This is a genomic window from Streptomyces sp. NPDC050315 (assembly GCF_040655775.1).
Taxonomy (GTDB): Bacteria; Actinomycetota; Actinomycetes; order Streptomycetales; family Streptomycetaceae; genus Streptomyces.
In genome coordinates this window covers 321,397-335,497 of sequence record NZ_JBFAKN010000007.1, presented here as the reverse complement: position 1 = coordinate 335,497, position 14,101 = coordinate 321,397, and the positions used below count along the sequence as shown (strand labels likewise).

Genomic DNA, 14,101 nt, shown 5'->3' with positions numbered 1-14,101 from the left:
CTACATCTCCTCGGTGACGTAACTCCGCAGCCAGGTCCTGAAGTCGGGGCCCAGGTCCTCACGTTCGCATGCCAGTCTGACAATGGCACGCAGGTAGTCGCCACGGTCACCGGTGTCATAGCGGCGGCCCTTGAAGACGACGCCGTGGACGGGGCCGCCAAGAGAGGGGTCGGCGGCCAGCGCCTGAAGGGCGTCGGTCAGCTGGATCTCGTTGCCACGCCCCGGTTCGGTCTTGCGCAGCACCTCGAAGACGGCCGGATCGAGCACATACCGGCCGATGATGGCGAGATTGCTGGGCGCGTCGGCCGGGTCGGGCTTCTCGACCAGGTCGGAGACGGTCACCACGTCGTCGTCGCCCGTGGGGGCGGCGGCCGCGCATCCGTAGAGGCCGATCTGGGCGGGGTCGACCTCCATGAGGGCGATGACGGAACCGCCGTACTCCTCCTGGACCTGCACCATGCGCTGCAGCAGCGGGTCCCGGGGGTCGATCAGGTCGTCGCCCAGGAGGACGGCGAAGGGCTGGTCGCCCACGTGGGGCTCGGCGCACAGGACCGCGTGGCCCAGACCTCGCGGGTCGCCCTGCCGTACGTAGTGCATGGTCGCGAGGTCGCTGGACTCCTGCACCCGGGCGAGCCGGGACTGGTCGCCCTTGCGGCTGAGCGCCTCTTCGAGCTCGTAGTTGCGGTCGAAGTGGTCTTCCAGGGGGCGCTTGTTGCGGCCGGTGACCATCAGGACGTCGGAGAGCCCGGCCGTGACGGCTTCCTCCACCACGTACTGGATGGCCGGCTTGTCGACGACCGGCAGCATTTCCTTCGGGGTCGCCTTGGTGGCGGGCAGGAAGCGGGTGCCGAGACCGGCCGCCGGGATGACAGCCTTACGGATCCGAGTACGCGATTCAGTCATGCGCCACACGATAACCGGAGCTTTGTGGCGGTTCATGATTGTCCGGTGAAAAGCGCATGAGAGTGGAGCAAGGGCGCACAGTGACCACGAATGACGCTAGGAAACGCGGGTTGCGGCGAGACCTCATCGAGGTGAGGAACGCGTTGCCCCTGAGTGACGTATCGGCGGCCGGATCGGTTCTGTCCGAGCGGGCGCTGCAGCTCAGGGAGTTGGCGGAGGCCCGGACGGTCGCCGCGTACGTGTCGATCGGCCGCGAGCCGTCCACCCGTGCGCTGCTGGACCGGCTGCGGGAGGCGGGCGTGCGCGTACTGCTGCCGGTCCTGCTGCCGGACAACGACCTGGACTGGGCGGCGTACGAGGGCCCTGAGCGGCTCGTGAAGGCCGGACGGGGGCTGCTGGAGCCCGTGGGGCCCCGGCTCGGTCCCGAGGCCGTCACGGGCGCGGGAGCGGTGTTCCTGCCGGGTCTGGCGGTGGACCGGCGGGGCCTGCGGCTCGGTCGCGGGGGCGGCAGTTACGACCGGGTGCTGGCCCGGCTGGAACGCGCCGGCGCCACGCCCGCGCTGGTGGTGCTGCTGTACGACGGCGAGGTCCTGGAGGAGGTACCGGCCGATCCGCACGACCGGCCGGTACAGGCGGCGGTGACGCCGTCGGGCGTGCACCGGTTCTGAAAAACGCGATCGCCGGGGTGGACGGGCCACCCCGGCGATCGTTGCGCACCGGCTGTCGCATCACGGCGACAGCGTCAGCGTGTCCTTCGTCGCGGCCTTGACGGCCTTCTCGGAGAAGGCCCAGGGCAGCAGTTCGCCCTTGACCCACTTGCCGGTCTGGTCGTCGTAGTGCGCGTTGTACGCGTGCCCCGAGGCGCCGGTGAGGTTGATCCAGCGCGACTTGTCGAGGTTCGCGAGGTTGACGACCATCCGCATCGAGGGCACCCAGACGACCTGGTAGCCGCCGGCCGCGTTCCAGCCGGTGGCGTTCACGGCCGCCTCGCCGCCGCCGAGGTTCCAGGGGCCGCGGTTGAACAGGCCCTGCAGCATGCCGGGTCCGTCCGTGCCGAGCGTCTGGTTCTTCAGCGTCAGCTGGTGCAGCCGGCCCCAGCTCCAGGTGTTGATGTTCTTGCCGAGCTTGGCGGTCAGCTCGTAGCGCGCGTCCTGCATGGCGTGCGCGAGGAGCTGGTCGCGGTTCTTGTCACCGGGGCGGCCCGGCTTGTCCTCGGTCTTCCACCAGTCGTTGCCGGGGTCGTCGAGGATCTTCCGCACGATCTCGTACCAGCGGTCGCCGCCATCGGGCTGGGCGGAGTCCTTGGCGCGCTCACCGCATTCGCGCACCCACTTCTGCAGGTCGTCGGCCGGCCCGGTCTCGTCGGCCGGGTGGACCGTCAGGCACTGGCCGTCGACGCGCAGCTCCTTGGGCATCTTGTCGCCGAAGGCGAGCTTCAGGGTGTTGCGCCAGACCGCGTTGAAGTAGGCGGCGGCCGCCGAGTCGGACTCCTGGGTGTAGTTCCAGCCCTCCAGGAGCTGCTGGGCCTCGCGGACGTACGGGTCCTTGATGTCGAGCTTCAGCAGGTACGGCGTGAGCAGTTCGGCGATCTCGCTGCTGTTGTCCAGCTGCATGGTCTGCATGTCGTGCGTGGAGATCTTGCCGCCGTCCTTGATCTTGGACTGGATCAGGTCGTTGATCCGCTGGCTGCGCGCTCCGTAGCCCCAGTCCCGGGTGATGAGGTACGGGTACTTGTCCTGGTCGATCACGGCCTGGTTGGCGGTGACGATGTAGCCGCTCTTGGGGTTGAGCTCCCAGGGCAGCGCGGACTGCGGGATGTAGCCGGTCCACTGGTACTCCGGGTCCCAGCCCGGCGCCGGCAGCGAGCCGTCGCCCTTGCCGCGTACGGGGATGCGGCCGGGGGCCTGGTAGCCGATGTTGCCCTTGCGGTCGGCGTAGATGAGGTTCTGCGACGGCACCTCGAAGTGGTGCGCCGCCTTACGGAACTCGTCCCAGCCCGAAGCCCGGTTCATTTCGAACACGGCATCCATGGAGCGCCCCGGGGAGAGCGCGGTCCACTTCAGGGAGATGGCGTAGCCGTCGCCGCGGTCGGGCGCGGCGTTGCCCACGGGGGCGTCCTTGCCGACCTTGGCCAGCTCGTCGTCGCGGTCGGAGACCACGGGGCCGTTGTTGGTGGACCGTACGGTGATGGTGCGGCTGGCGCCGCCGGCGACCTTGATGGTCTCCCTGCGGGTCGTGAAGGGCACCTCACGGCCGTCGTACAGGTAGCCGTTCTCGCCGACCTTCTCCAGGTACAGGTCGGAGACGTCGGCCCCTAGGTTGGTCATGCCCCAGGAGATGTCCTGGTTGTGGCCGATTATCACGCCCGGCATCCCGGAGAAGGTGAAGCCGGAGACGTCGTAGTTGCACTGCGGGCTCTTCGTACGGCAGTGCAGACCCATCTGGTACCAGAGCGAGGGCATCTGCGGCGCCAGGTGCGGGTCGTTGGCCAGCAGCGGCTTACCGGTGGTGGTGTGCTTGCCGGAGACGACCCAGGAGTTGGAGCCGATGCCGTTGCCGTTCGGGCCGAGCAGCGCGGGCACTTCGTCCAGGGTGTTCGAGAGCGACGAGAGCTGGCTCTGAAGGGACTGCGCCGCGCCGGCCGCGCTCTGCGTGCCGCTCGCGGTGGCCTTGGGGTCGAACTCCTTGGTCCCCGGGTCGACGGCGCCGCCCTGCACGATCGGCTTGTTGCGGTCGTACGGGTAGGACGGGTAGAGCTCGGCGATCTGCTTCTGGGAGAAGCGGCTGGTCATCAGGGACCGGTCGATCTCGTCCTGCATGTTGCCGCGCAGGTCCCAGGCCATGGCCTTGAGCCAGGCCACGGAGTCGACCGGCGTCCACTTGCCCGGCTTGTAGTCGTTCTGAAGGCCGAGCGCCGCGTACTCGAGGGACAGCGCCGAGCCTTCGTGGTCCTTGAGGTAGGCGTTGACGCCGGCCGAGTAGGCGTCGAGGTACTTCTTCGTGCTGTCCGACAGCTTGGTGTCGTACTCCTTCTGCGCGGTGTCGTGCCACCCGAGGGTGCGCAGGAAGGAGTCGGTCTTCACCTGGCTCTTGCCGAACATCTCCGAGAGCCGTCCGGCCGTCATGTGGCGGCGGACGTCCATCTCCCAGAAGCGGTCCTGCGCCTGGACGTAGCCCTGGGCGCGGAAGAGGTCCTCATCGGAGTCGGCGTAGATCTGCGGGATGCCATTGCCGTCCCGCATGACGTCCACGGGGCTGGACAGTCCGGGCATCTTCAGGGACCCGGTGGTCTCCGGATAGGACGCACGGACGGTGCTGACGCCCCAGAACGTCCCGTAGCCGACGCCCGCCACGAGCAGAAGCACGACCAAGATGACGACGAGGCGGGCGCGCCGCCCCTTTTTCTTCGGAGCGGGGCCGGACTTGTTGGCGGGCATCTCTGTCCTTCGAGGGGCAGGGTGGGAGTGCTGGAGCAACCATAGGCGCACCGGTTCGGTGACCCCTACGCGGAGTCACCACCAACGCGTCCGACATTCAAGTAATGGTAAATTGTTAGGGTCAGTAACTAGATACAGTAAGTAAAAATCCGGGGAGCGTTCGCCCGGAGAGCCACATGGAAGGACCCGGCCCCTGACTGTCGACCGCCTCAACGAACTCCTGCTGGTCTGCTCTTTCGTACTGCTCATCGCCGTGGCGGCCGTACGGATCTCCTCGCGCAGCGGGCTTCCCAGCCTGCTCATTTACTTGGGGATCGGCGTCGCCATAGGGGCCGACGGCATCGGCGTCGTCTTCGACAACGCGGAACTGACCCAGATCCTCGGCTATGCCGCGCTCGTGGTGATCCTCGCCGAAGGCGGTCTCGGTACGAAGTGGAAAGAAGTCAGACCGGCGCTCCCCCAGGCCGCGTTGCTCTCCACCCTCGGTGTCGCGGTGAGCGTGGGGGTCACCGCGGCCGGCGCGCACTATCTGGTCGGGCTCGAGTGGCGGCAGGCGCTCCTCATCGGTGCGGTGGTCTCCTCCACCGACGCCGCGGCGGTCTTCTCGGTGCTGCGCAGCGTCCCGCTGCCGGCCCGCCTCACGGGCGTCCTGGAGGCCGAATCGGGCTTCAACGACGCCCCCGTGGTCATTCTGGTCGTCGCGTTCTCCACGGCCGGCCCTGTCGAGCACTGGTACGTCCTGATCGGCGAGATCGCCCTGGAGCTGGCCATCGGCGCCGCGATCGGTCTGGCGATCGGCTGGCTCGGCGCGTACGGCATGCGGCACATCGCCCTGCCGGCCTCCGGCCTGTACCCGATCGCCGTCATGGCCATCGCGGTCTCCGCGTACGCCGCGGGTGCTCTCGCGCACGGCTCCGGCTTCCTCGCGGTCTACCTGGCGTCGATGGTCCTCGGGAACTCCAAGCTGCCGCACTCGGCGGCCACTCGCGGCTTCGCCGAGGGACTGGGCTGGCTCGGCCAGATCGGCATGTTCATCCTGCTCGGCCTGCTCGTCACGCCGCACAACCTCGGCGACGACATCCTGCCCGCGATCGTCATCGGGCTGATACTGACGCTGATCGCCCGCCCCCTGTCCGTACTGCTCACCCTGCGGCCGTTCCGTATGCCGTGGCGCGAACAGACGCTGCTCTCCTGGGCGGGGCTGCGCGGCGCCGTACCCATTGTGCTGGCGACGATCCCGATGGTCGGCGAGGTCCCCGGGAGCGAGCGCGTCTTCAACATCGTGTTCGTACTCGTGGTCGTCTACACCCTCGTGCAGGGCCCGACGCTGCCCTGGCTCGCCCGGAGACTGCGGATCGGCGACACGGAGGAGGCGGCCGACCTCGGTATCGAGTCCGCCCCTCTGGAGCGCCTGCGCGGCCACCTCCTGTCGACGGCGATCGGCCCGAAGTCACGGATGCACGGCGTGGAGATCGCCGAGCTGCGGCTGCCGGCCGGCGCCGCGGTCACGCTGGTCGTCCGGGACGGCACGAGCTTCGTACCGTCCCCCACGACCGTCCTGCGGCGCGGCGACGAGCTCCTGGTCGTGGCCACCGACCCGGTGCGGGACGCGGCCGAGCGGCGCCTCCAGGCGGTCTCCCAGGGCGGCAAGCTGGCGGGCTGGCTGGGCACGGGCGGGGCGTCGGCCCCCCGCAGCTGAGGACGGGCGCGCCCCTTCGGGAGGCGGCGGGCGCACCTCTTCGGAGGCGGTGGTCAGTGCCTCGGTGCACCGCGCAAGCCCCCGTTCGATCCCAGGTGTGGGACAGATCTCACCATGCCGATCGCAGGCCGCGACCCCCACTCGCCTGTAGCATTGAAGAAGCAATGCACGACACCCACTCTGCCTGATGCAGAGCTGGCGCGACCGCTCGGCGGCCGCGGTCCCCTGCGTACGCAGCCACCTCTCAGGTGCGGACCCGGTATCACTCGGTCCAGCGCGAGAGGACAGCTCTCGGCGCGCTCTCCGTGATCACCTCACGGGCGCGTCACCAGGCGGCGGAAAGGCCCGGCCGTGGCATCCACGGTCCAGAACGCTTCGACGGCCCACGACGAGTCGCAGAACCCCGAAAACGCTCCTGCGGGCGGCCCGTCCGGCAAGCGCCCCGGATACGGACAGCTCCTGCGCACCCCGGGAGCGTGGACCTTCGTCCTGCCCGGCTTCCTGGCCCGGCAGCCCTTCGCGATGCTCACCATCGGCATCGTCCTGCTCGTCCAGCACACCACCGGCTCCTTCGGGACCGCGGGCGTGGTCTCCGCGGCGACCGGTATCTCGATGGCGCTGTTCGCCCCGCAGAGCGGCAAGCTCGCCGACCGCTTCGGGCAGCGCGCCGTCCTGCTCCCCGGGGTGGCCGTGCACGCCGCCTCAGTGGCGGCGCTGATCGCCCTTGCGCTGCTGCACGCGCCTCTGTGGGCGCTGCTGGTCGTCGCCGTACCTACGGGAGCCTCGACGCCGCAGGTCGGCCCGATGGTGCGCGCGCGGTGGGCGGCGCGGCTGAGCGACAGCCCCCTGATGTCGACCGCCGCCGCCTTCGAGTCCGTGACCGACGAGTTCACCTTCGTGGTGGGCCCGGTGCTGGCGACCGCCCTGTGCACGAGCGTCCACCCGGCGGCCGGTCTGATCGCCGAGGCCGTCCTGACGCTGGCCGGCGGTCTGCTCTTCGCGGCGCAGCACCGTAGCCAGCCGGCCGTGCACCGCACGAAGGAGGGCGGCGAGGCGCGCACCTCGGCCCTCTCGGTCCCTGGTGTGCGGGTCCTCATCGCGGTCTTCCTCGGCATCGGTTCGGTCTTCGGCGGCATGCAGGTCTCGCTGACGGCGTTCACGGAGTCCATCGGGCAGCCGGGCATCAACGGCGTGCTGTACGGGATCTTCGCGGGCGGCAACATGACCGCGGGCATCGTGTGCGGCGCGATCGCCTGGAAGGTCGGCCCGCGCCGCCGGCTGCTGGTCGCCTACGGGCTGCTGGCGCTGGCCACCACTCCGCTGTGGGCCCTCACCGCAGTACCGCTGCTGGGCCTGACCGGCCTGGTGGTCGGCCTGTGCATCGCACCGGCCCTGATCACCGGCTACACCCTGGTCGAGTCCCTGGTGCCGGCCTCGGCCCGTACGGAGGCGTTCACCTGGCTGACCGGTGCGGTGGCGCTGGGCCAGGCCGCGGCCGCCACTGCCTCCGGGCAGCTCACCGACCGCTTCGGCCCCAGCGCCGGATTCTTCGTGCCGCTGGCCGGTACGGCGCTGGCCTTCCTGGTGCTCGCGGCGCTGCGGGGACGCCTGATTCCGCCCGGTACAGGGCGGATCGCGGCACGTGGGGTCGGTCACCGTACGCCGGTCACAGTGGACTGACGCGCCGGAATACTGCACTATGGATCGTCGTTAGCACTCATTGAGTGAGAGTGCCAGGAGGAAGACAACGTGCCGACCTACCAGTACCAGTGCACCGAGTGCGGCGAGGGCCTTGAGGCCGTGCAGAAGTTCACCGACGACGCGCTCACCGAGTGCCCGAGCTGCCGTGGACGCCTGAAGAAGGTCTTCTCGGCGGTCGGCATCGTCTTCAAGGGCTCCGGCTTCTACCGGAACGACAGCCGCGGCTCCTCGTCGAGCAGCAGCCCCGCGTCGACCTCCTCGTCGAGCACGTCCTCCTCGACGTCGAGCAGCTCCGACAGCAAGTCGTCGAGCTCCTCCTCGGCCACGTCCGGGAGCAGCTCCGCCACGACCACGTCGAGCAGCAGCTCCGCCGCCTGACAGCCTTTCCCGTGGACCCCGCCGTCACCGACGGCGGGGTCCACGGCGTTGTGCCGCACACCACCGCGGGCGGGCCGCCGGCCGCTAGGGTGACCCGCATGGCGGACGCGGAGATCGGTGTAATCGGCGGCTCGGGCTTCTACTCCTTCCTCGACGAGGTGACCGAGGTCACCGTCGAGACGCCGTACGGGCCGCCCAGTGATTCGCTCTTCCTCGGGGAGATCGCCGGTCGGCAGGTCGCCTTCCTGCCCCGGCACGGCCGCGGCCACCACCTCCCGCCGCACCGCATCAACTACCGCGCCAACCTGTGGGCACTGCGCTCGGTCGGCGTCCGCCAGGTCCTCGGCCCCTGCGCGGTCGGCGGCCTGCGCCCGGAGTACGGCCCCGGCACACTCCTCGTACCGGACCAGATCGTGGACCGTACGAAGACCCGCGTCCAGACGTACTTCGACGGGGTGCCCCTGCCGGACGGCAGCGTCCCGGACGTCGTGCACGTGGCCTTCGCCGACCCGTACTGCCCGGCCGGCCGCCGGACCGCCGTGGACGCCGCCCGCGGGCGCGACTGGGAGCCGGTCGACGGCGGCACACTCGTGGTCATCGAGGGCCCGCGCTTCTCCACCCGCGCCGAGTCGCGGTGGCATGCGGCGCAGGGCTGGTCGGTGGTCGGCATGACGGGCCACCCCGAGGCCGTCCTGGCCCGTGAGCTGGGCCTCTGCTACACCTCCATGGCCCTGGTCACGGACCTGGACGCGGGGGCCGAGGTCGGCGCGGGCGTCTCGCACGGCGAGGTCCTGCGGGTCTTCGCCGAGAACGTGGGCCGGCTGCGCGAGGTCCTTTTCGAGGCGGTGGCCGCACTCCCCGCGGCGACGGCTCGCACCTGCGCCTGCGCCCAGGTCCATGCGGGCCGGGAACTGGGGATCGAGCTGCCGTGAGCGCCTCGCGGGCGGCCGTGAGCCCCTCGCAGGTGGCCGTGACCGTCAGCGCGGACGCCGCGTGGACTCCTTGCGGGTGAGGGAGTTGTACACAACCGACGGGTAGCGGAATCGGCTGTCCACAGGCCGCCGCGGGATCCGCCGTATTCGGTCAGGGTGGTTCTCGTCCGACGCCCTGGCGCACCGGCGCGGGGCGTGCGATTCCCCTCTTTCCGGCGGTGACCGACGATGACCACCTCCTCCTACACCAATCCCCCATTGCCCGCACCCCCGTTGTGTGAGGTTCCGCACTTCGAGCCATTCCGCATTCGCGGTGCGCGGCACCGCACGCCGGCCCTGCCGAAAGCCCGCTGGTACGCCGTTTCCGCTGGCCTGGCCGCCATGGCGGCCGCTCTCGCCATCGCCTCACCGGGTGGCGAAACACGCACCGAAGGCCGTTTCAGCAATTCCGTTCTACTGGCCGATACGCATCAGGCACGCAAAACTGTGACGGATGGTGGGGCGACCCCCCGATGTCGCAATGTGGCGATTTCACCCCGTACGGCGGTAACGCCATGCTGATCCGTACTGACGCTCCGTCCAAATTCTGGTCTCTTTTGAGCCCTTGGACAGCTGTGCCCCACCTCGCCGTAAGTTGCGCCGGCGCCTCGGAAAGGCCCGGCGTCCGAAGTAAGCGTGGAAAGAGGCTGTCAGGTGAGCGACGAGAAGAACGGCGTGCTGCAGGGATTCAAGGAATTCCTGATGCGCGGCAACGTCATCGAACTTGCGGTTGCGGTCGTGGTCGGCGCCGCGTTCACCAACATCGTGAACGCTGTGGTGAAGGGCGTCATCAACCCGCTCATCGGTGCGCTCGGTTCGCAGAACCTGGACCACTACAAGAGCTGCCTCAGCGCCACCTGCCACCCGGACGCCAAGACCGGCGAATTCACCGACGGCATCTACATCCTCTGGGGCTCGGTGCTCAGCGCCGCGCTGACCTTCCTGATCACCGCCGCGGTCGTCTACTTCCTCATGATCCTTCCGATGAACAAGTGGAAGGCGCGCCAGGACGCGAAGAAGCCGGTGGACGAGACCCCGGTGGGCCCGACCGAGGTCGAGCTGCTGGCGCAGATCCGCGATGCGCTGATCACCCAGCGCGACGGATCGGAGCCCGCCGTGGGCGCGGGCGCGATCCCCGGCCCCGTCTCGACGGAGAAGTCGCAGAGCTGACGCGAGCCGCCGCCGCACGCGTCGGACGCGGCTCTCCGGAGCCCTCAGATGTGGTGCGGCGGCTTCTCGTCCAGAAAGCGCGCCAGGTCGGCCGCGCTGCTGTTCGCGGACCCGGGCCGCTCGCCCCATCCCCGGTCCGTGTCGTCCGCCGACTGCCGGTCCAGCGGGTCGTCGAAGATCAACGCGGCGGCCGCGGACTTCGGGCCGCGGCCTGCGCCGGTCCCCGCGGCCGCGGGCATGTCCGGAGCCTGCGGGGCCTTATCCGGCTCGTTCTCGGCTGCGGCGTCGGCGGTCTCACTCATTCCTCCAGGGTACGGCCGCCGCGTACGGTCCCCGGCGCCGCTGTGCCGGACGCCGCGGTCCCAGACGGCGCCGCTCCGGACTCTGCCGCCCCGGGCGCCGCTGCTCCGGGTACGGAGCGTGCGTACCGTCCGGAGGTCGCCGCCACCCGCCGGTGGCCGCTACGCCCCCGTCAGGGAAGACCCCCGGACGACGAGGCTGTGCGGGATGTGTGTGGTCCGGTCGGTGCGCTCGCCGGCGAGTGCGGCGACGAGGGTGTCGACCGCGCGGCCGCCGAGCTCGTCGAGGTCGAGGGCGACAGCTGTCAGCGGAGGGCTGGTGTACATCGACAGCTCCACGTCCTCGCAGCACACCACCGCGAGATCCTCGGGGATGCGCAGCCCGAGCTCCCCGGCGGCCCGCATCGCACCGACGGCCATCGGCGCGTTCGCCGCGACCAGCGCCCGGACCTCGGGCCGCTCCTGGAGCAGGCGGCTGACGGCGCGCCGCGCGGGCTCGCTCTGGAAAGCGCCGCTGAGGTACATCCAGTTCTGCGGTGCGCGGCCGGCACGCCGGCAGGCGGTCAGGTAGCCCGCGCGGAGTTCGGCGGAGAGCGTGGAGGACCGGCGGCCGCCGAGGAAGGCCACCGGCCACAGGTCCTGCTCCAGCAGATGCCGGGTGGCCTCGGCGCCGATCGCTGCGTTGTCGCTGGCGATGGCGGGCACGGCGGGGTCGTCGACGGCGGTGCCGGTGGAGACGACGAGCACTCCGGCTTCCAGCGCCGCACCGATCGCGGTGCGTACGGCGGGCGCCGTCAGGTCGTCGGCCGTCGCGATGATCACGCCGTCGACGCCCCGGTGGGGCAGCCCTTCGAGGAAGGCGGTGAGCCGGTCGGACCGGTTGTCCAGGTCGTGGAGCAGGACGCTGTAGCCGTGCTTCTCCGCGGCCGTCTGGACGGCCTTCGTCAGCTGCCCGTGGAAAGGCTGCGAGACGTCGCCGACGCACAGCGCCAGCACGCCGAAGGCGCCGCGCCGCAGGTTCCGGGCGCTGACGTTCGGGCGGTAGCCCAGCTCGTCTATCGCGGCCAGGACTCGTGCGCGCTTCTCCTCGACCACTGTTTCCGGATGGTTGAGGACCCGCGAAACGGTGGTCCGCGACACTTCCGCGCGTCGCGCGACGTCGCTGATCGTTGCCATTCGCCCGCCTGTCCGTCCGTGTCCCACACCGCCGGGGACGCCGGGCGGCGACGGGGTCAGCCTCTCATGGCCCCGCCCCCACCCGGTCGCCGACCGCCGCCCGAGCCACGCCGCCCGCGGCCCGGACCGCGCCGTCCTCAGCCCGGGGCATACCGACCGCCACCCGAGCCGCACCGGCCGCCGCCCGAGCCCCGTCCCCCGTCACTCCGTGGCCTCCAGTACATCCGCCAGCTCATCGGCCGAGCCCGGTCCGGTGAAGTCCAGCGTCACATCGATCAACGCGTCGGCGGGGAGCGGGAATTCGCCGGTGTAGGACGGGGACACCTGGCTCAGTGTGTCGCGCCCGACGTCGAGGCCGAATCCGGAGAGCCGGGCAGCGGTCATCGGGATCTCCGCCCCGGCGACCGCCTCCCCCGCCACCTCCAGCACCAGCCGCGCGGACCGGTCCTCCCGGCGCTCCAGGAGGAAGCCCGCCGTCACCTCCCCGGCCGGGAGAGGCCGCGGGGAGACACAGCGCACGTGTGCGTCGAGCAGCCGGTGTTCGAAGACCAGGTGCCCGTCCTGGACGTAGAGCACGTAGCCGCCCGCGCTGGTGCCGCTGGCGAGTACGACCCCGTCGGCGGCGTGGCGCAGCCGCGCGGTCGCCCGCATCGTGCGATTGCTGCCGGTGATCCGGCAGGCGGCGGGCACATGGCCGGAGCCCGCCTCCAGCACCACCCGCCGGGCGCTCAGCATGCCCTGCCCGGTGTCCAGCGCGAGCAGTTCCTTCAGCGGCCGGTCGTCGAGGGGGAAGACACCGTGGGCGGCGGCCTCTTCCTCCCAGAGCTCGCAGAGCAGTTTGAGCTGGTCCGGCTCCTCCGCGGCCAGGTCGTGGCATTCGGAGAAGTCGCGGGTGGTGTCGTAGAGCCGCCAGACATCGTCCTCGTAGGGCGTCCCGGGGACGTGTGTGGCGACGGCCTTCCAGCCCTGGTGGCGGATGGCGCGGTGCCCCAGCATTTCGAAGTACTGGGTCTCCCGGGGCGCCGGCGCGGTGGCGTCGGCGAACGTCCCGGCGATGCTGCGGCCGTCGAACGCACCTCTGTCCGACGGGACTCCGGCGAGCTCCAGCAGCGTCGGCGCCACATCGACGGCGTGCACGAACTGGTCGCGGATGCCGCCCGCGTCCGCGATGCCGCGCGGCCAGTGCACGACCAGCGGCACCCGGACGCCACCCAGGTCGGTGTACTGCTTGTACAGCCGGAAGGGCGTGTTGCCGGCCGTCGCCCAGCCCTCGGGATAGTGGGCTGGCCCCTGCGGGCCGCCGAGCCGGTCCAGCCGGGAGAGTTCCTGGGCGACACTCTGGCCGACGCCGTTGTACGGGGCGTTGACGTCGACGGCGCCCTGGGGGCCGCCTTCCCTGCTGGCACCGTTGTCGGACATCACGAGCACGACGGTGTTCTCCAGCGCACCCCATTCCTCCAGCGCCGCGACGACCCGACCGAGCTGGGCGTCGGCGTGCTCCAGGAAACCGGCGTACGCGGCCTGCAGGTGCGTGAACAGGGTCCGTTCGTCCTCGGTGAGGTCGTCCCACGGGGCCACGCCCGGGTTGCGCGCGGTCAGTTCGGTCCCTTCGGGCACGAGGCCCGCCTCGGCCTGGCGGCGCAGCCGGTCGGCTCGCGTACGGTCCCAGCCCTTGGCGAAGACGTCGAGGTAGCACTCGATGTACTCCTTCGGGGCCTGGAAGGGCGCATGGGTGGCTCCCAGGGCGAGCTGGAGGTAGAAGGGGCTGTCGGGCCGGTAGGTGCGGTGTTCGCGCAGATAGCCGATGGCCCGGTCGGCGAGGTCGGCGGAGAGGTGGTAGTCCGGGTCCGGGTCCGGCTGGACCTGGTGGTTGTCCTCGTACAGTTCCGGCGCGTGCTGGTCGGTGCAGCCGTCCATGAAGCCGTAGTACCGGTCGAAGCCGCGCGGCACGGGCCAGTTGTGGAACGGGCCGGCCGGGGTGATCTCGTGGCCGGGGGTCAGGTGCCACTTGCCGACCAGGTAGGAGCCGTAGTCGGCGGTCCGCAGGTGCGTGGGGAGCAGCGGCACGTCGGGGTCCACCCGGCCGCGGGAGTTGGCGAAGCCGGTGTCGGTGTCGGCGATGAAGCGCATGCCGAGCTTGTGGTTGTTGCGGCCGGTCAGCAGGCAGGCGCGGGTCGGCGAACACATCGGCGTGACATGGAAGTTGGTGTAGCGCAGCCCGCCGGCGGCGAGCCGGTCGATGGTCGGGGTACGGATCTCGGACCCGAAGCAGCCGAAGTCGGACCAGCCGGTGTCGTCCAGGATCACCATCAGGACGTTGGGGGCCGCACCGCTGGGGGCAGCACCGCTCGGGGCCGCGGGCCACCA

Annotated in this window: 11 protein-coding genes; 6 read left to right on the top strand and 5 right to left on the bottom strand. The window is 70.6% G+C overall.

The window, feature by feature from the left end:
- Nucleotides 1–903, bottom strand: coding sequence for a UTP--glucose-1-phosphate uridylyltransferase GalU (gene galU / locus AB0I82_RS26965; RefSeq protein WP_351595563.1), 903 nt, complete (start codon nt 901–903; stop codon nt 1–3).
- A gap of 56 nt (nt 904–959) precedes the next feature.
- On the opposite strand from galU, the gene AB0I82_RS26960 reads away from it, so the two are divergent.
- The gene (locus AB0I82_RS26960) at nt 960–1,571 is read left to right on the top strand and encodes a 5-formyltetrahydrofolate cyclo-ligase (protein ID WP_363259907.1); all 612 of its coding nucleotides are present in this window, start codon (nt 960–962) and stop codon (nt 1,569–1,571) included.
- Nucleotides 1,572–1,631: 60 nt separating this feature from the next.
- Here the strand turns inward: AB0I82_RS26960 and AB0I82_RS26955 are convergent, their stop codons facing one another.
- Nucleotides 1,632–4,340 (bottom strand): penicillin acylase family protein, encoded by a 2,709-nt coding sequence (locus tag AB0I82_RS26955; protein ID WP_363259906.1) that lies wholly within the window; start codon nt 4,338–4,340, stop codon nt 1,632–1,634.
- Between the two features lie 193 nt (nt 4,341–4,533).
- Between AB0I82_RS26955 and AB0I82_RS26950 the strand changes: the two genes are divergently transcribed.
- The 5 genes from AB0I82_RS26950 (at nt 4,534) to mscL (ending at nt 10,259) form a co-directional block, all read left to right on the top strand.
- Nucleotides 4,534–6,039, top strand: a complete 1,506-nt coding sequence (locus AB0I82_RS26950; protein ID WP_363260022.1) for a potassium/proton antiporter — start codon at nt 4,534–4,536, stop codon at nt 6,037–6,039.
- Nucleotides 6,040–6,498: 459 nt separating this feature from the next.
- A complete protein-coding gene (locus tag AB0I82_RS26945; RefSeq protein ID WP_363260021.1) occupies nt 6,499–7,719 on the top strand; it encodes an MFS transporter in 1,221 nt (406 codons plus the stop codon).
- 69 nt (nt 7,720–7,788) lie between these two features.
- The gene (locus AB0I82_RS26940; RefSeq protein ID WP_363259905.1) at nt 7,789–8,118 is read left to right on the top strand and encodes an FmdB family zinc ribbon protein; all 330 of its coding nucleotides are present in this window, start codon (nt 7,789–7,791) and stop codon (nt 8,116–8,118) included.
- 98 nt (nt 8,119–8,216) lie between these two features.
- Nucleotides 8,217–9,050: an S-methyl-5'-thioadenosine phosphorylase gene (locus AB0I82_RS26935; protein ID WP_363259904.1), complete on the top strand. Its 834-nt coding sequence runs from the start codon at nt 8,217–8,219 to the stop codon at nt 9,048–9,050.
- Between the two features lie 693 nt (nt 9,051–9,743).
- Entirely contained in the window at nt 9,744–10,259 is a 516-nt protein-coding gene (gene mscL, locus AB0I82_RS26930) for a large conductance mechanosensitive channel protein MscL (protein ID WP_363259903.1), read from the top strand.
- A gap of 44 nt (nt 10,260–10,303) precedes the next feature.
- Here mscL and AB0I82_RS26925 read toward each other — a convergent pair whose 3' ends face one another.
- The 3 genes from AB0I82_RS26925 to AB0I82_RS26915 form a co-directional block, all read right to left on the bottom strand.
- On the bottom strand, nt 10,304–10,498 hold the full coding sequence (locus AB0I82_RS26925; protein ID WP_363260020.1) for a hypothetical protein: 195 nt from the start codon (nt 10,496–10,498) through the stop codon (nt 10,304–10,306).
- Nucleotides 10,499–10,720: 222 nt separating this feature from the next.
- Nucleotides 10,721–11,734 carry a LacI family DNA-binding transcriptional regulator gene (locus tag AB0I82_RS26920; RefSeq protein ID WP_363259902.1) on the bottom strand — a complete coding sequence of 338 codons (1,014 nt, stop codon included), beginning with the start codon at nt 11,732–11,734 and terminating at the stop codon, nt 10,721–10,723.
- 201 nt (nt 11,735–11,935) lie between these two features.
- On the bottom strand, nt 11,936–14,044 hold the full coding sequence (locus AB0I82_RS26915; protein WP_363259901.1) for an arylsulfatase: 2,109 nt from the start codon (nt 14,042–14,044) through the stop codon (nt 11,936–11,938).
- Nucleotides 14,045–14,101: the final 57 nt, after the last annotated feature.

Coding starts and splice junctions, on each gene's coding strand:
- AB0I82_RS26920 (WP_363259902.1), bottom strand. CDS start 11,734: ATGGCAACGATCAGCGACGTCGCGCGACGCGCGGAAGTGTCGCGGACC.
- AB0I82_RS26955 (WP_363259906.1), bottom strand. CDS start 4,340: ATGCCCGCCAACAAGTCCGGCCCCGCTCCGAAGAAAAAGGGGCGGCGC.
- AB0I82_RS26935 (WP_363259904.1), top strand. CDS start 8,217: ATGGCGGACGCGGAGATCGGTGTAATCGGCGGCTCGGGCTTCTACTCC.
- AB0I82_RS26960 (WP_363259907.1), top strand. CDS start 960: ATGAGAGTGGAGCAAGGGCGCACAGTGACCACGAATGACGCTAGGAAA.
- galU (WP_351595563.1), bottom strand. CDS start 903: ATGACTGAATCGCGTACTCGGATCCGTAAGGCTGTCATCCCGGCGGCC.
- AB0I82_RS26925 (WP_363260020.1), bottom strand. CDS start 10,498: ATGCCCGCGGCCGCGGGGACCGGCGCAGGCCGCGGCCCGAAGTCCGCG.
- AB0I82_RS26915 (WP_363259901.1), bottom strand. CDS start 14,044: ATGGTGATCCTGGACGACACCGGCTGGTCCGACTTCGGCTGCTTCGGG.